At 69.8% G+C, this 15,421-nt stretch carries 17 protein-coding genes; 9 read left to right on the forward strand and 8 right to left on the reverse strand.

The features are described 5' to 3' along the window. Positions 1-25: 25 nt before the first annotated feature. Positions 26-493 carry a hypothetical protein gene (locus tag K4S16_RS18320; protein ID WP_200841957.1) on the reverse strand — a complete coding sequence of 156 codons (468 nt, stop codon included), beginning with the start codon at positions 491-493 and terminating at the stop codon, positions 26-28. Positions 494-595: 102 nt separating this feature from the next. On the opposite strand from K4S16_RS18320, the gene K4S16_RS18325 reads away from it, so the two are divergent. The 4 genes from K4S16_RS18325 (at position 596) to K4S16_RS18340 (ending at position 3,473) form a co-directional block, all read left to right on the forward strand. Beyond that, the gene (locus K4S16_RS18325; RefSeq protein ID WP_149260208.1) at positions 596-1,354 is read left to right on the forward strand and encodes a hypothetical protein; all 759 of its coding nucleotides are present in this window, start codon (positions 596-598) and stop codon (positions 1,352-1,354) included. Positions 1,355-1,416: 62 nt separating this feature from the next. After that, positions 1,417-1,911: a DinB family protein gene (locus K4S16_RS18330; RefSeq protein WP_149260209.1), complete on the forward strand. Its 495-nt coding sequence runs from the start codon at positions 1,417-1,419 to the stop codon at positions 1,909-1,911. 369 nt (positions 1,912-2,280) lie between these two features. Next, on the forward strand, positions 2,281-2,781 hold the full coding sequence (locus K4S16_RS18335) for a hypothetical protein (protein WP_149260210.1): 501 nt from the start codon (positions 2,281-2,283) through the stop codon (positions 2,779-2,781). 17 nt (positions 2,782-2,798) lie between these two features. Continuing rightward, a complete protein-coding gene (locus K4S16_RS18340; protein ID WP_149260211.1) occupies positions 2,799-3,473 on the forward strand; it encodes a hypothetical protein in 675 nt (224 codons plus the stop codon). Positions 3,474-3,629: 156 nt separating this feature from the next. Here K4S16_RS18340 and K4S16_RS18345 read toward each other — a convergent pair whose 3' ends face one another. The 6 genes from K4S16_RS18345 to K4S16_RS18370 form a co-directional block, all read right to left on the reverse strand. Further along, entirely contained in the window at positions 3,630-4,637 is a 1,008-nt protein-coding gene (locus tag K4S16_RS18345) for a cyclase family protein (protein WP_149260212.1), read from the reverse strand. Next, complete coding sequence (locus K4S16_RS18350) at positions 4,634-5,632, reverse strand: LLM class flavin-dependent oxidoreductase (RefSeq protein ID WP_149260213.1); 999 nt, start codon at positions 5,630-5,632, stop codon at positions 4,634-4,636. Before K4S16_RS18350 ends, K4S16_RS18345 begins: the two co-directional genes overlap by 4 nt. A gap of 12 nt (positions 5,633-5,644) precedes the next feature. After that, positions 5,645-6,742, reverse strand: a complete 1,098-nt coding sequence (locus tag K4S16_RS18355; protein ID WP_200841958.1) for an ABC transporter substrate-binding protein — start codon at positions 6,740-6,742, stop codon at positions 5,645-5,647. A gap of 158 nt (positions 6,743-6,900) precedes the next feature. After that, positions 6,901-7,986 carry an ABC transporter substrate-binding protein gene (locus K4S16_RS18360; protein WP_149260214.1) on the reverse strand — a complete coding sequence of 362 codons (1,086 nt, stop codon included), beginning with the start codon at positions 7,984-7,986 and terminating at the stop codon, positions 6,901-6,903. 16 nt (positions 7,987-8,002) lie between these two features. Beyond that, the gene (locus tag K4S16_RS18365) at positions 8,003-8,872 is read right to left on the reverse strand and encodes a hypothetical protein (protein WP_149260215.1); all 870 of its coding nucleotides are present in this window, start codon (positions 8,870-8,872) and stop codon (positions 8,003-8,005) included. 31 nt (positions 8,873-8,903) lie between these two features. Beyond that, the gene (locus tag K4S16_RS18370; protein ID WP_149260216.1) at positions 8,904-9,794 is read right to left on the reverse strand and encodes a DUF6282 family protein; all 891 of its coding nucleotides are present in this window, start codon (positions 9,792-9,794) and stop codon (positions 8,904-8,906) included. 304 nt (positions 9,795-10,098) lie between these two features. Here K4S16_RS18370 and K4S16_RS18375 point away from each other — a divergent pair, with 304 nt between their 5' ends. The 5 genes from K4S16_RS18375 to K4S16_RS18395 all read left to right on the forward strand — a co-directional run bounded on the left by K4S16_RS18375 (position 10,099) and on the right by K4S16_RS18395 (position 14,666). Beyond that, entirely contained in the window at positions 10,099-10,884 is a 786-nt protein-coding gene (locus K4S16_RS18375; RefSeq protein ID WP_149260217.1) for an IclR family transcriptional regulator, read from the forward strand. Positions 10,885-10,892: 8 nt separating this feature from the next. Further along, complete coding sequence (locus tag K4S16_RS18380) at positions 10,893-11,693, forward strand: ABC transporter ATP-binding protein (RefSeq protein WP_149260218.1); 801 nt, start codon at positions 10,893-10,895, stop codon at positions 11,691-11,693. An 8-nt stretch (positions 11,694-11,701) separates the two neighbouring features. Beyond that, entirely contained in the window at positions 11,702-12,583 is an 882-nt protein-coding gene (locus K4S16_RS18385) for an ABC transporter permease (protein WP_149260219.1), read from the forward strand. Further along, the gene (locus tag K4S16_RS18390; RefSeq protein WP_200841959.1) at positions 12,573-13,340 is read left to right on the forward strand and encodes an HpcH/HpaI aldolase/citrate lyase family protein; all 768 of its coding nucleotides are present in this window, start codon (positions 12,573-12,575) and stop codon (positions 13,338-13,340) included. Before K4S16_RS18385 ends, K4S16_RS18390 begins: the two co-directional genes overlap by 11 nt. A gap of 342 nt (positions 13,341-13,682) precedes the next feature. Continuing rightward, a complete protein-coding gene (locus K4S16_RS18395; RefSeq protein ID WP_149260220.1) occupies positions 13,683-14,666 on the forward strand; it encodes a serine/threonine-protein kinase in 984 nt (327 codons plus the stop codon). 59 nt (positions 14,667-14,725) lie between these two features. Here K4S16_RS18395 and K4S16_RS18400 read toward each other — a convergent pair whose 3' ends face one another. Next, positions 14,726-15,418: a trans-aconitate 2-methyltransferase gene (locus K4S16_RS18400; protein WP_200841960.1), complete on the reverse strand. Its 693-nt coding sequence runs from the start codon at positions 15,416-15,418 to the stop codon at positions 14,726-14,728. Between the last annotated feature and the right edge of the window lie 3 nt (positions 15,419-15,421).

Below are 15,421 nucleotides of genomic sequence, written 5' to 3' on the forward strand. Positions count from 1 at the left end.
CCTGACGACATTGACGGCGACCTGCTCACTGTTTTCGGGGGGTCCGTTCGGCGAGGCGACGTCTCAGACCCGTTCGCATGCGCGCTGACGCACCAGGCAATGCGGCCAGGTGATGCAACTCGTCCGGTTGCAGTTCCTGCCGGGTGGCGAGTGCGAGCACAGCCGCGTATGGCCGAGTCGTGGATGACAGCAATCGGGCTTCGATCTCGGCCATCACTCTGAGCAGCACCTCGCGATCAGCGTTGGGGTGCTCGGCAAGGAGCCGCAAGAGCAGACCGTCGTTCCAAGCGCTGTCCCGCTTTGAGGACAGGTCGGCTAGGACGTCCACAGGTGTGCGGGGGTTGGACGCCATTGCCTGCCAGACGAATGGGTACGGACACCGGGCGAGATGGAGGAACGTCTGCATGTCGGTGTGCAGAGCGCTCGCCGCGTCGAGGTAGTCCGCAGGCGTGCGGAAGCGCGGGGGTACTTCGTCATGTTCGCCCATGCCCACCTCGGACAATCTACGCTCGAACGCCTCTTGCTCCACCTCGGGCTGTCCGGGGCGTCGGGGTTGGAGGGGTAACGCGGGTGGGTGCGGGGCGGATTAGCTGTTATGGCGCGATTTCATGGTTCGATCACGGTTTCGGCCCTGCCGCGTCAATGGTTTGAGACGTTCGTTGCCGACCTGTACGAAGTGCTCGAGACGGCTCGTGTGGTCGATGGCGCAGTCGTCACCGAAATCGGCGAGATCGAAGGGGTCCGACTCGTCAAAGGGCGGCATCTGGCGACCGGCGCGCGGTACCGGCTGGAGGGGGACGGCGAAGCAGACGACGACTCGACGAGCGAGCTGGTCGTTTCGCGGTGGAGCCGCCGCCGCGAGACCAGCGTTGAATTCACCAGTTCGGACGGCGACGGCACCGCCTCCGGTGTGCTGCGCTTTGACAGCGCCACGCGGCCGAGGAATTTCACCATGGCAGGGAGGTACCAGGGTTCGGGACGGCTGCGGCAGATGTCGTGGAAGGGCAGCGCCGATATCGAACGGTGGTGGGAGCAAGTGAGCGAGGCCGGCGCGAAGCGGGCCAAGCCGCAGTTGACCGCGAGGCTGTCGCATTCGCTTGTCTCGCTGAAACTCGCGATCGCTGCGGAGCCGGCGGATGACGGTCGCTGGTCGATCGATGTGACCCTGGTGGTCCGCGGACGCTCGTGGGCCCGGCCGGTGGGCGCGCTGGCCTCTCTGTTCGGAGGCTTCGCCCTGCGGCGGCTCTTCAAGCGCGGCCTCGATGACGTCCGGCGCGGGTGGGAGGACAACGTGCCCGCCCTGGTCAGGGAGGATCCGCTCTACGCGGTGGGGAAGGTGCTCATCCCACCCTGAGCGCCGAGCACGTGCTCGCTTCTCGTGCACCGCGGGTGAGCGGGACCCATATCGTTGGGATCATGGCTCTCCTCTCGTCCATGGAATCCGCCGTCTGGGACGCACCGCTCCGCGAGCAGTTCGAGGTGTTCCTCGATGAGCACCGGGCCGCGTTGCACGACTGCCTGGACGGGCTGACCGAGGAGCAGGCGCGACGCCCGCTGGTCGCCTCGAAGACCACGCTGCTGGGGCTGGTCAAGCACGCGACGTTCGTCGAGAAGGTCTGGTTCGACGAGGCGATCAAGTGCAGGTCCCGCAGCGAGATCGGCATCCCGGACACGCCCGACGAGTCGTTCGATCTCGACGACGGCGACACGATCGCGTCCGTCCAGCGGGCCCATCGGGAGGCCTGCGCGGCGTCTCGCCAGGCCGCGGCGGACCAGGCCCTGGACGATCTCGTGCTCGGCAACCGGCGCGGGCCGCTGCCGCTGCGCTGGGTCTACCTTCACATGCTGCGCGAACTGGCCCAGCACTGCGGCCACGCGGACATCCTTCGCGAACAACTGCTCCAGGCCTAGGTTCCGGACGGGAAGACCGCAAGCGGCGGGAAAGCCGCGCTCACTCAGCGCATTGCAGCAATTACCCGTTGAACATTGGTCGCCCCATCACATTTCCCGTGGCGCACTGACACCGGACCTTGCCCGGCGTTGCTCCGCATAGTTCCCAGGGACTAGCCGAACTGGTGCCCTGGCTTCTGTCGTCACCGCATGCCGAAGGGCTTAGCTCTTTGCTAAAGCCCCTATCGAATCCGCCCTGTCCGTGGGTTCGCGGAGATGATGGAAATGACAGCCAATCCCCCGCGCGGCGAATTCCCCGCGCGCCGGCCTCGCCGCCTGGCCGGTGCCCTCCGAATCCTCACGGTGACGGCCGTCGCCTCCGGTGCCCTGTTGGCCGTTCAGGCCCAGGCGCAGGCGACGCCGTTCCCCGAGACCCGGCTGGCCGACAACGCCACCCACACATACTGCATCCGCGGCGGCGGCTGGACGACCGCACGCAGGACGTCCGTGGTCTGGGGCATGAACCGCCTGGCCAACACCACCGACATGGGCGCCAAGTCCGAGAGCTGCACCCTCAGGACGGACGTCGTCTGGCTGACCAAGAATCTGGAGGCGGGCGTGCGCGGCCAGACGAAATGCACGCGGCTCATCGGTCCCAAGTGCGACAGCGCCACCATCTGGATGGACTTCCCCGAACTCGCCAAGGGGACCGACGACTGGTACGACTACCGCAAGACGGCCGTGCATGAGATCGGGCACACCATCGGCTTCGGCCACCACGCCAGCAGCTCGCACAAGTGCGCCATGATCAGCGGTGAGGTCCCGAGCCGCTCGATCGTCTGGCGCAGCTACACCGCCCATGACCGCAGCCACATCAACGCGAGCTACTGAGCCGAGGGGACACCAATATGAAGACGAACATCGTCGTCATGTCCGTCGCCGCGATCAGTCTCGCGCTCACGGCGACCGCGTGCTCCGGCGGCGAATCCGACGCCGGGTCCGCCGCCGCCGGTGGTGCGGGCGACTCGGGCTCGGTGCGCACGCTGACCGGTCTGGCCGCTCAGAACCGCGACGTCGACTACGACCCGCTGACGTCGCCGGCGGACGCCAGGAAGAAGGCCGACCTCATCGTCACGGGGACGCTGACGAAGGTGGAGGACGGCATCCGGCTCGCCGGCGATCCCACCCAGGCGAAGGACGACTACGTCACCTTCGTCCTCAACGTCCACAAGGTGCTGGACGGGAAGAAGGGCGGGGTGACGGGCGGCAAGGTCTACGTCTCGGTCTTCACCGGCGGCGCGGCCCCGGCCGCCAAGCTGGCCGCGCTCAATCCGCAGGCGAAGGTCGTGGCGGTTCTCGACGACATCACCAACTGGCAGCCCTCCCCCGATGAGACCGTCGTCCGTCCGGCGAACATCCCGGCGGGCGCACGTCTGTACGCGCCCTACACCGACGGTCTGTGGCTCCAGGGCCGCAGCGACACCAGGATGTTCGGCGTCGGCGTCGAGGCCGCCGACCTGCCCGCCGGCTGGCGGCATGCCAAGACCGTCGACCAGTTCTCGGCCGCCCTCGACGGCAGCTGATCGGGATACCCCGCCGCGGGCATTGGCCGCCAACAGCCAAGGCCCGGCGCAGCGGACCGCGGTAGCGCCGCCCTCCTGGCTTCCCGAGAGCAGGAGGGCGGACGTCCGCGCCGGCGACGGCTTCCTACCCGAGGCCGCCGTCCCCCGCGTCACCCTTCACTTGATCGCCATCGCGTTCGGCGGTGATCCGACGCCGCCGACCAGGTTGAGCGGTTTGGCGGTCAGCATGAACTCGTAGGTCCGGTCGGCGTGGCAGTCCTCGGCCAGCGCCTCCAGGTTCCACAGCTCACCGAGGAACAGGCCCAGCAGGGCGATCAGCGGACGGTGCATCATCCCGTTGTGGACGACGCCGCGTTCGGGGAGCGGCTCGTCCGGGTCGACCAGGCCCGAGTGCGGGTTGACCGGGTGCGCCTCGACGCCCAGGTCGTCGGAGGCGACCATCGCGAAGCGGTGGTCCCAGAGCCACCCGATCATCTCCTGCGACTGGATGAGGCCGGGGTGCCGGATCTTGGACCGGAAGGCGTGCCGGTCCTCCTCGCCGACCTCGTTGAGCCAGTACTGGGCCCAGCCGACCCTGAGCAGGAGCACGTCCCCGGGCCGGAACTCCACGCCCTGCGCCGCGGCCGCGGAGTCCAGGTCGGCCGGAGTGATCATGTAGTTGCCGGCCGGGTCGAGCGGGGTGCCGCGGTCGGCGAAGTGCCGGGCCACGTCGAGCAGCACGCCGCGGGCGACGATGCCGCGCTGCGCGACCGTCTGGATGCCCAGGGCCGGCGTCTCCTCGGCGATGTCCTCGTCGGGCACGCCTCCGTAGAACCCGTACCGCGGGTGGCGGATGTGCCGGAGCCCGTCGATCTGGGACGTCGACTGCAGGTAGAACGAGTCGAGCCAGTCGTCCCGGTGGTTCGGGTTGTTGGAGAAGATGTGGTGCACGGTCTTCGGTCTGGTCCCGGCCGGCGGCGGGACGAAGGTGTTCAGCGGGTAGTCGAGGTTGAACACGGTGCCGCGGCGGACGAGCCCGACCGCGTCCCGCACCTGGTCAGGGCCGATGAAGTTGAGCGTGCCGAGCTGGTCGTGCTCGCCGAAGACCTCCCAGGACGAGCCCGGTGGCGCGTCCTCGCGTTCGAGCAGCTCCCGGTACGCGGGGATGCCGTCCCGTGGACTCATCCGAGCGCTCTCCTCTCCGTGTCCGATCTCGCCGGCGGCGGGTCGCCCCCGGCCTTGTCCAGTTCGGGCAGCACGGCGCTCCCGACCAGCGTCAGCGTCCGCCGGGCCACCTCCGGCGGCGTCCCGTACGGGGCGACGCGGAGCTGGACGGACGTGACCCCGGACGCGGCGTACCGCCGGAGCGCCGCAACGATGTCGGCCGGTGACCCGACCAGCGGGAGCCGGGGGGCTTCCGGGCCGTCCAGGCCCATCCACGCGCGACGGCTCGTGTAGTAGTCGAGGACGGGCGCGAAGTACTCGGCCGCCGTCTCCCGGGCGCGGTCGGCATCCTCGTCCACCAGGCACAGCCGGGTGACCGCCACCTCGCCCGGCGCTGCGCCGCGCGCGTCCCGGTACTCGGCGGCCCGCGCGGCCAGGAGATCGTCGCCGTAGTTGGTGGCCGCGTAGTAGCCGTCGCCGATGGTCGCGGCCCTGACCGCCCCCGCGGACGTGCGCCCGCCGAGCAGGATCGGCGGGCCTCCCGGCCGCGCGGGCGGCGGCATGACCGGCGCCGGTCCTTCCGTTCCGGGTGCGGCCGACCAGGTCCCCCGCAGCGAGGCGACCAGGGCGGCGAGCCACTCCGCCGGGCGGCGGCCGTCCGTGCCGCCGCCGACCCGCTCCGCCAGATCGGCGTTGCCGAGGGCGAGGCCGAGGGTCAGCCGGCCGGAGCACAACTGGTCGAGCAGCGCCGCCTCGTAGGCGAGCCGCCGGGGCTCGTACGCGCGGGCCAGCAGCACCGCCGTGCCGAGCGGCAGGTCCGTGCGCCCGGCCAGGTGCGCGAGGACGACCAGCACGGCCGGGAGGTGGAACACCTCGGGCCGGACGTGGTAGCTCTCCCCCAGCCAGGCCGAGGTGAGCCCGTTCTCCTCGGCCGCCTCCAGCAGGCGCGCGGCGCGGTCGACCTGGGGGCGGGTCGCCTGTGCCGACCCCAGGTCGAGCGCCGCACCGAGCCTCATGCCGGTTCCATGTCAGGCCGCCTTCTTCGCGGCGGCGCGGATCTCGTCGTGGGGAAAGGCATTGATCTTCGCTATCAGGTCGTTGGTGTAGATGTCGGTGGCCGGGAACTCCTTGCCGATCAGGCCGGCGGCGGTCATGAACTTCACGGTGGCGGTGACCGAGGCGGGGTCCATCCGGCCCCAGCCGTCGCCGTCGCCGGGCCCGGCCTTCTGGCCGTCCAGCCGGACCTTGAGGACCTTGACCTGCCCGGCCAGCAGCCGGTCCTCCGGAACCGAGGCCGCTCCCTTGGCCTCGGGGTGCAGCTTCCACAGGTCGCCGACCGCGGCCTCGGGATCGGCCTGCGCGAAGACCACGCCCTTGGCGAACGCCCTGCCGAACCGGACGAGCAGGTCCTCCTTCTTCTTCAGGTCGGGCCGCTTCACCGCGAGCCCGCCGCCGAACAGGTTCTCCGTGCCGGGCACCGGCAGCGGCTTCAGCTTCACACCGGAGTTCTCGACGATCTGGTACTGGGTGTCCCAGAGCGCCAGCGCGTCGACCTTGCCGCTCTTGATCGCGGTGACCTGCTCGGCGCCGGCGCCGATCGGCAGCAGCTTGATCGACTCCGGGTCGAGGCCCTGCGTCTTCATCGCCGTCCGGGCGAACGTCCCTCCGGAGCTGGCCACGGCGGTGACGCCGATCCGCTTGCCCTTCAGGTCGGCCACGGAGGCGATCGGGGAGTTCTCCGGGACCTTCAGGCTGTAGATCCAGCGCGTCCAGTACTGCGCGAAGTACGTCAGCCCGGTGTCCTTCGCGTGCCCGATCGAGACGGGTTCCGGTGTCATCAGCCCGACGTCGATCTGGCCGGAGATCACCTGCTGGGCGACCTGGGTCCCGGACGGGAACAGCTGCACGTCGACGTCCAGGCCCTCCTTGGCGAAGTAGCCTCTGGCCTCGGAGACGGCGAGGGTGGCGTATCCGGCGTTCCAGCTCGGTGAGCCGATGCCCAGCCTGATCCGGTCACGCCCGTCGGACGACTTGCCGCCGGACGAGCCGCCGCACCCGGCCAGCGCGAGCGCCGCGACGGCCAGCGCCACCACCGGCGCGAGCCGGCCGTGTCGGTTGAGTTTCACTAGGTCCCCCTAGCTGTGGGGTGGGGTGGAGGGAGGCGGGGGACTGCACACCGTTCACTAGGCGGCCTTCGCCGCGCCGTTCACTTCGCGGCCTTCGCCGCACGGTTCACTTCGCGGCCTTCGCCGCACGGTTCACTTCGCGGCCTTCGCCGCACGGTTCACTTCGCGGCCTTCGCCGCACCGCGGACCTCGGCGAAGGAGAACTTGTTGATCTCGGGGATCAGGTCGTTGGTGAAGATCTCGGTCGCCGGGAACGTCTTCTTGATCAGCCCGGCCTGCTGCATGTAGGACACCGTGGCGGTGACGGCCTTCTCGTCCATCTCGCCCCACCGGTCCTTGCCGGGCTCCACGCCCTGGCCGTCCAGGCGGACCTTCAGGACCTTGACCTGGTCGGACAGCACGGTGTCCTCGGGCGCGGACGCCGGGCCCTTGCTCTCGGGATGCAGCGTCCACAGGTCGCGGACGGCGGCGCCCGGGTTCGCCTGCGCGAAGACCATCGCCTTCGCCATGGCCCTGCCGAAGCGGGTCAGGACGTCCCGCCTCTTCTGGACGACGTCGGCCTTGACCGCGAAGCCGCCGCCGAACAGCCCGTCGGTCGAGGCGATCGGGATCGGGGTGAGGTCGATCCCGGCGTTCTTCACGAGCTGGTACTGGGTGTCCCAGAGGCCGAGCGCGTCGACCTTGCCGCTCTTGATCGCGTTGATCTGCTCGGCTCCCGAGCCGATCGGGATGAACTTCACCGTGCCGGCGTCCAGCCCCTCCATCTTCATGGCGGTGCGCACGAACGTCGTGCCGGAGCTGGCCACGGCGGTGACGCCGACGCGCTTGCCGGGCAGGTCCCGGACGCTCCGCACGCTCGAACCGGCGGGGACCTGGATGTTGGAGATCCACTTGGGGTAGTACCCGGCGAAGTAGACCAGCTTGGTGCCCTTCTCCAGCCCGATGCCCACCGGCTCCGCGGTCATCAGCCCGATGTCGGACTGCCCGGCGATGACCTGCTGCGCGACCTGGGTCCCGGAGGCGAACGTGGAGACCTTCACGTCCACCTTCTCCGTGGCGAAGTACTTGCGCGCCTCGGCGACCGCCAGCGTCGCGAACCCGGCGTTCCAGCTCGGGGTCGCGATCGCCACCTTGAGCACGGTCCGGCCGTCGGCCGTGACCTCCGGGTCGGACGACCCGCAGGAGACGGCGGTGAAGGCGGCCAGGACGACCGCGGTGAGGCTCCAGAGGGACTTCGGTTTCATGTCCCGTCCTTCCCGATCACGCAGGGGTGGGGTAGTCGTCGGAGTTCAGGACCAGGCCCGGCCGGGCGGAGAAGTCGGCTCGCGGCGGGCAGAAGATGTCGATCAGCTGGTTGCGGCCGGACCCGACGGACTGGGTGGTGTGCACCGCCGTCGGCGGGATCACCGCGACCGACGGGCTGCCGCAGGCTTGGTGCTCGTCGGGCAGCCACTCGCTCATCCGGCGCGTCCAGGGCGTGCGGATGTGGTGGACGAAGTCGCCCTCGACCGCGAGGGAGCACTGCTCGAAGTCGTCGTGCTGGTGCGGGGACAGGGACTCGGGGTCGCGGACGCCGGTCCGCGGGTTCAGGAAGTTCACCATGAACGTGCTGCACCGGAAGATGCGTCCGAACCGCTCGGGGTCGACGGGCACCTCCGACAGGGGGTACGCGCGGATGCGGTGGCCGCCGGGAGGGTCGGGCCAGGGCTCGAAGGACGCGACCTTGGGGTCGGGCTGCTCGTATGAATCCTGGTTGACGGCGGTCCGCGCGAGGGACTCGGCGGACGCCACGGTGAACAGCCGCACGAGGTCGCAGTCGGCGTCCGCCACGACCGAGGACCGGCCGGGCGGCATGACGATCACGGCCTGGCCCGTCACCGACCGCTCGTCGCCGGGGGTCCGCACGGTCGCCGCGCACCCTTCGTGGGGCAGGACGACGACGTACTCGTCGCTCTGGTCCTCGCGGGTGAGCTCGTCGCCCGCGACGGCGCTGGAGTAGGCGACGACGAAGTTCTGCCCGCGGGCCGTCCACGTCCGCGTACCGGCATCGGACCGCGCGCTCGGCTCGAGGTCGGGGAACTCGACGTACTCCGCGGCGGCCCTGCTCTTGCTCGCTTGCTGCGCTTGCACTGGAGACTCCTGTCTCTGGTCGTCCGCCTGTTCAGTCGTCCAGACCGAGCAGGCGGGCCGGGTTGACGCAGGTGATCTGCCGCAGGTCCGACTCGCTCAGCCCGAGGTCCAGCAGCGCCGACCCGACCCGGATGAAGGCGTCGACGGGGAGGGGGCGGTTGGCCTGGCCGAGGTCGGAGGCGAGGACGGTGTGCTCGGGCCCGATCTTCTCGATCCAGGTGAGCAGGTCCTTGGGGTCCCACTTGCGGTACCCCTCGGGGTCGTACATCCCGACCTCGTGCTCGACGTAGGCGCCGCCGCGCACCAGTTCGAGGCACTGCTCCGGCTCGGCGCCGATGACGAAGTTCGGATGGTTGATGACCATGCGGGTGACGCCGCGGCGCCGGCCCTCGTCGAACAGCTGGGCGATCGTCTCCGGCGGGAGGTGGCCGCCGCTGAGGATCGCGCCGCTCTCGGCGATGAGGTCGAGGACCTCGTGCACCTCGGGGAGGAGGCCGCCGGCGTCGTCGTGGACGTCCACCCGGTCGGACGGGACGTCCACGGTCGCCGTGGGGAACCCGCCGCCCTCGGGATGGCATTCGATGTGCCGGCCGGAGGAGAAGGTCGGGAACCAGACGGCCTTCCCGCCCATGCGCAGGCACATCGCCACGGCATAAGGGTTGATGCCTCCGACCTGGCTGTTGAGCGCGATGCCGCCGAACATCCGGGTGCTGCTCCTGGCCAGGCGGTCCCCCATCGCCAGCAGGTCCATCACCGTGTTGTGGTGGTGCGACTTGACGACGATCGCGCGCATCTCGATTCGCTCGCCGTCGACCGCGGCGTCCGCGTGGTCGAAGCGCCGGGGGAACGGGTTCGGCCCCGAATGGCAGTGCAGGTCGATCGTTCCGCGCAGCACGGTGGTGATCGCGCTAGGTCCGGGCATCGGCAACCTCCTAGTTGTTCGCGATGCAGACTAGATGCCCACTTCGTGAACGTCAATGCTCGACCTGCGAATCCGTGGCGCGGCGGCGGCGGTGAGCACTCTCTTCTCATGTCGATCGCACAGAATCCCGCCTTCAGCGGGCCGATCTGATCAAGTTGCGAGCGATACAGCGACGGGCCGGCCGACCTGCGATCACTCTTGCGTGGCCCAGGTCACTTTGCTATCCTCGACGCTCACACGGATGGTGAACAACGAGTTCACATGACGACCAAAGCGCCGGAGCGCCAAGCCGAGGGAGACGTGCATGACGGAGCAGGGCCAGTCCGATATCCAGGCAGTGAGCCGGATGGCCCAGATACTCGCCCTGTTCGGCCCGGACTCACCGGAGCTGTCGGTGTCGGAGGCGACGGAGCGGCTGCGCCTCAACCGGACCACGGTGCACCGGTATCTCACGTCGATGACCGCGGCCGGGCTCCTCGAGCGCGGCAGCCGCCCGGCGAGCTACATACCCGGCCGGCTGATGATCCAGCTCGGCGCCTTCGCCATCGGGCAGCGCCGCATCATCCAGCTCGCCCCCGCCCACCTCCGCGAGCTGACCGGGCGGACGGGCGTCACGTCCGTGCTGTCGCTGTGGGGGCCGTCCGGCCCGGTGGTGTCGCTGGTCGAAGAGGACTCCGCCCACGGCACGCTCGTCACGGTGCGCGTCGGTTCGCAGCTCGCGCTCGACACCGCCCAGGCCATCGCCTTCCTGGCCCACCTTCCCGACCAGCTCCAGGTCGACCGGCTGCTGGCCTCCCTGCCGCTGGCCCAGCGCACCGGCCTGGTCGAGCGCATCACCGCCGCCCGGGAGATCGGGCTGAGCATCTACCCGGCCAACCAGCGCGGCATCAGCGTCATCGCGGCGCCCGTGTTCGCCGACTCGGGCGTGTGCGCCACCATCGCGGCGATCGGCACCGACCGGATGCTGCCCACGGCCCCCGACTCGCCGACGGCCGTCGCCGTCCGGGAGACCGCCATGGCCCTGACCAAGGAGATGGGCGGAACGCGGCCGCCCGCCCCGAGCGACCCGAGCGACCAGCCGAACGATTAGGACGGAACATGCCCACCCCCTCGCACCCGCCGACCGTCACCGACGTCGCGGTCGAACTCCGCCACATCACCATGCGCTACCAGGCCAAGCGCGGCAGGACCGTGCTCGCGCTGGACGATGTCAGCCTGACCGTCCCCGAAGGGCAGTTCGTCTCGATCGTCGGCCCGAGCGGATGCGGCAAGAGCACCCTGCTCAAGATCATCCTGGGGCTCACCCGGCAGAGCGAGGGGGAGGTGGCCTTCGGCCCGGCGCGCAGCCACGAGAACCTGCTGGGCATGGTCTTCCAGCAGCCCCTGCTGCTGCCGTGGCGCACCGTCGCGAAGAACATGACGATCTCCCACGACGTGGGGCCCCGCCGCCCGCGCGCCGACCTCGACAAGCGCGTGGCCGAGCACCTGGACATGCTCGGGCTCCGCGACTTCGCCGACCAGTACCCCCGCGAGCTGTCCGGAGGCATGCAGCAGCGGGTCGGCATCGGCCGGGCGCTCCTCCACGATCCGCGGATCCTGCTGATGGACGAGCCGTTCGGCGCCCTGGACGCGATGACCCGCGACCAGATGGGGCTCGACCTGCTCGACATCTGGGAGCGGGACCGCAAGACCGTCCTCTTCGTCACCCACAGCATCCCCGAGGCCGTCCTCCTGTCCGACCGGGTCGTCGTCATGACGCCGCGGCCGGGCCGCATCGCCGAGGTCATCGACGTCGACCTGGCCCGTCCCCGGCGGCTGGAGGACATCAACACTCCGGAGTTCGGCGAGATCGCCTCCCGCATCCGCGTCCTCCTCAACTCCGAGCACAGCGCGCACTAGGAGCGATCATGAAGCTTGGCAACACGCGGGCGGCCGAACAGGCGCCGGACACGGCGGACGCCGGCGGGGGCGGCGCACCCGCGCTCCGACCGGCGGGAAGGTCGGCGCCCCGGCGCCAGGTCCCCGGGTTCGTGCTCAGCTGGGGGCTGTTCTTCATCATCGTCGCCCTCTGGCAGCTGGTCGTCCGCGCCTTCGACGTGTCGATCGTGCTCGTGCCGGCGCCGTCCGACGTCGTGCGCTCGCTGGTGGACGGCCTGGGAAGCGGGTTCCTGCTGGAGCACATGTGGGTCACGCTCAAGGAGATCCTCATCGGCTTCGGCCTGGCGATCGTCCTGGCGCTGGCGTCGGCGGGGCTGATCACCCAGTTCCGCGTCGTCGACAAGGCCTTCCTGCCCATCCTCGTGCTGATCCAGACCATCCCCAAGGTCGCCATGGCGCCGCTGCTGCTGATGTGGTTCGGCATCGGGATGACGTCCAAGGTCCTGACGATCGCGCTGATCGCCTACTTCCCGCTGCTCGTCAACTCCATCCTCGGACTGCGCTCGGCCGAGCCCGAGCAGATCGAGATGCTGAGGTCGTTCGGCGCGAGCGAGTTCCAGATCATGCGCCGGCTGCGGCTTCCCTCGGCGCTGCCGCACATCTTCGCGGGGCTCGACGTGGCGGTGATCCTCTCCGTCACGGGCGCCGTCGTCGCCGAGTTCGTCGGCGCCACCGCGGGCCTCGGCTACACGATCCAGGCCACCAACTTCAACATGGACGTGGCCCGGACGTTCGCCGTGGTGGTGATGCTGTCGGTCATCGGCATGAGCCTGCACGCGGTCGTCGTCACGGCCAACCGGTGGCTGGTGTTCTGGGCGCCGTCCAGGAAGGACCACGCACGTGATCTCTGACCCCCCGGAGCTGTTCGCGGCGGACCGCGGCGTCCCGCTCGGAAGCTGGATCAAGATGACCGGTTCGGAGAGCGTCGAGATCGCCGCCTACGCCGGCTTCGACTTCGTCGTGATCGACCTTGAGCACTCCATGCTGAGCATGTCCGACGCGTACCGGCACATCGTCGTCGCGGCGGGCCACGGGCTGGTCCCGCTCGTCCGCATCCCCTCGCACGACCACGGCATCGTGCAGCGGGTGCTGGACGCCGGCGCAGGCGGCGTCCTCGTCCCCCATGTCGACACGGTCGAGCAGGCCGAGGCGGTCGTGCGCATGGTCAGGTTCCCGGGCGACGGCACGCGCGGCTCCGGCGGGACGAGCCGCGCCGGGGGCTGGGGGCTCCGCCCCCGTCAGGACTACCTGCGCTTCGGCAACGAAAAGGCCCTGTGCGTGCCGCAACTGGAGAGCGAGGAGGCCCTGCGCAACGCGCCCGGCATCCTCGCCGTCGAGGGCGTGGACGCCGTCCTCATCGGCGCGGCCGACCTCGCCCTGTCGATGGGGGTAGGGGCCGGCGACCCCCGGCACACCGACCTGGTGCGATCCGGCCTGAACGCGGCCCGTGCCGCGGGCCGACCGTGCGGGACGGCAGTGGGAAGCGCGACCGCGGCCGCCGAGGCGATCACGCAGGGCTTCGGCTTCGTGGTGGCCGGAAACGACACCACCCTCCTGGCCAGGGCGGCCACGACCCTCGTCCAAGAGGTCCGAGGACTACCCGCCTGAGCAAGACGGCGGAATTCGAGTTCCCCGCCCTGACCCGCTTCGTACGACCCGGAAGGCCGGAACCGATCACGGTTCCGGCCTTCTGACGGCAACCACCTCAGCGGGGCACTTCTCCCATCCGATTCCGGTGCGCCGCGCGTCCGGCCCTTACGGTCGGGACGTGACTCGTGAAAGCGGGCAGCCCCTCGTTCTGCTTGACGCTTCTTCGCCTATGGCCGAGGGTTGCCGTCCTGGGGTTAAATAGCCGTAGTATCCAATAGGCTTGATCAAGTTGCGCCAAGCGAAGGGTTTCCTTTGAAGGGGTCATGGCCTTGGGGCGTTGGTATTGGTCCCCTCGTCGTTGTGCTCTTTCTCGGCCTGGCCTTCCTGTTCGTGCTCACGACGCAGCGACGCTTCCGACGAGCGCGTCGGCAGATGGAGCAAGGGCCCTCGGCGCAGCGGACCGAGGTCTTCACGGCGACCGCTCCGCCGCAGCAGTCGCCGGCGCCGACCGTGGCCATGGGGGAGTCCGGTGCCGCCACCTTGTCGGCGGGGCGGTTCACGCCGCTGGAAGAACTCGGCCGCGGCGGCATGGGCGTGGTCTGGCGGGCCAGGGACGGCGTGCTGGGACGGCAGGTGGCGATCAAGCAGCTGCTCCCGCCGTCCGGAGGCTCTCCCACCGCCCAGGAGACCATGCGGGCCCGCATGCTGCGCGAGGCCAGGGCCGCCGCGCAGCTCGCGCACCGGAACGCGGTGACCGTCCATGACGTCCTTCTGGACCAGGGTTCGGTTCTCATCGTGATGGAGCTGGTCAAGGCCGTGTCGCTCGACAAGAAGGTGGAGTCCGAGGGGCCGCTGCCTCCCGGACGGGTCGCCGCGATGGGTCTTGAAATGCTCGATGTGCTGGCGGAAGCACATGAACTCGGAATCATCCATCGCGACATCAAGCCCGCGAACGTCCTTGTCCAGAAGGACGGATCGATAAAGCTCGCCGATTTCGGGATCGCGCGGTTCGAAGGTGATCCGACGCTTACCGAGGCGGGCGCCGTCATCGGCACCCCGTCCTACATGGCCCCGGAGCAGATCCGGGGGCTCGAGAGTTCACCTGCCACCGATTTGTGGGGGCTCGGTGTCACGCTCTTCTACGCCGTCGAAGGACGGCCCGCTTTTGGTAGGCCGAGCCCGACAGCGGCAATGGCCGCCGTCCTGACCGAGCCGCCGCTCACTCCGCAGCGTGCGGGGTCTCCGCTGGGCCCGCTGCTGATGAGTCTGCTCGCGAAGGATCCCGCCGACAGGCCCGCAGCAACGCAACTACGGTCCGAGTTGTCGCAGCTCACGCGCATCTGACGCGTCGTTGCTCCAGCAACGGTGGCGATGAGCCGTCGGCCCGCAGGTCACGAGCAGGTTTATGGGAGTGGGGCGTAGAGGGAGTTGACGGCGGGTTGGCCGGTGTAGTTGGGGCCGGCTTGGTCGTCGGCTCCCAGGTACCGGTACGGGAGGCGTACCTGTCCGTTTCCTCGGCGGGAGATCCGGTGGCGGGCTGAGTCGTAGGCGAAGCCCTGTGCGCGCAGTTCGGCGGTGAGCCGGCGGCCGGCGGGTGCTCCGTCCGCACGGCGGACCGAGCGGGCGTCGAAGTTGGCGGCGAAGAGTCCGTCGCCGGTGAGCCAGGACGCGACGCGGCTCAGGGCGTCGAGCTTGTCGCCCACGTAGTGCAGGCCGTGCACGCACGTGATCAGGTCGAAGCGGCCGCCCGGGACCCACTCGGTCACCGACCCGCTGATCAGGCGCACCATCGCGGGCAGGGGGCCCGCGACGAAGTGGTCCACGAGGTCGAGCCCGATGATCTCCACCTGTCCGGCCGGGCCGCGGTCGGTCAGGAGCCTGGCGGCCTCGACCGGTGCCCGTCCGCTGCCGCAGCAGAGGTCCAGCCACCGGACGGGCGCCGATGCCCTTGTGCGGGCGCCTATCTCGGCCATGACGTCGATGCCTAGTTCTCTGCCATAGCCGTTGGAACCGCTGAGCGACCGTTCGCGGTTCATCGTGCAGTTCGCCACGACCGACGATCTCGCCAGCGCGGAGTCATCGAGCAGCCGCGTCACACC

Origin of the sequence: Actinomadura sp. K4S16, assembly GCF_008327685.1 — a bacterium.
Classification (GTDB): Bacteria; Actinomycetota; Actinomycetes; order Streptosporangiales; family Streptosporangiaceae; genus Spirillospora.

Excerpts from the sequence above, each read along its gene's own strand:
- K4S16_RS18380 (WP_149260218.1), top strand. The coding sequence starts at position 10,893 with ATGCCCACCCCCTCGCACCCGCCGACCGTCACCGACGTCGCGGTCGAA.
- K4S16_RS18325 (WP_149260208.1), top strand. The coding sequence starts at position 596 with ATGGCGCGATTTCATGGTTCGATCACGGTTTCGGCCCTGCCGCGTCAA.
- K4S16_RS18360 (WP_149260214.1), bottom strand. The coding sequence starts at position 7,986 with ATGAAACCGAAGTCCCTCTGGAGCCTCACCGCGGTCGTCCTGGCCGCC.
- K4S16_RS18340 (WP_149260211.1), top strand. The coding sequence starts at position 2,799 with ATGAAGACGAACATCGTCGTCATGTCCGTCGCCGCGATCAGTCTCGCG.
- K4S16_RS18370 (WP_149260216.1), bottom strand. The coding sequence starts at position 9,794 with ATGCCCGGACCTAGCGCGATCACCACCGTGCTGCGCGGAACGATCGAC.
- K4S16_RS18350 (WP_149260213.1), bottom strand. The coding sequence starts at position 5,632 with ATGAGGCTCGGTGCGGCGCTCGACCTGGGGTCGGCACAGGCGACCCGC.
- K4S16_RS18375 (WP_149260217.1), top strand. The coding sequence starts at position 10,099 with ATGACGGAGCAGGGCCAGTCCGATATCCAGGCAGTGAGCCGGATGGCC.
- K4S16_RS18330 (WP_149260209.1), top strand. The coding sequence starts at position 1,417 with ATGGCTCTCCTCTCGTCCATGGAATCCGCCGTCTGGGACGCACCGCTC.
- K4S16_RS18345 (WP_149260212.1), bottom strand. The coding sequence starts at position 4,637 with ATGAGTCCACGGGACGGCATCCCCGCGTACCGGGAGCTGCTCGAACGC.
- K4S16_RS18385 (WP_149260219.1), top strand. The coding sequence starts at position 11,702 with ATGAAGCTTGGCAACACGCGGGCGGCCGAACAGGCGCCGGACACGGCG.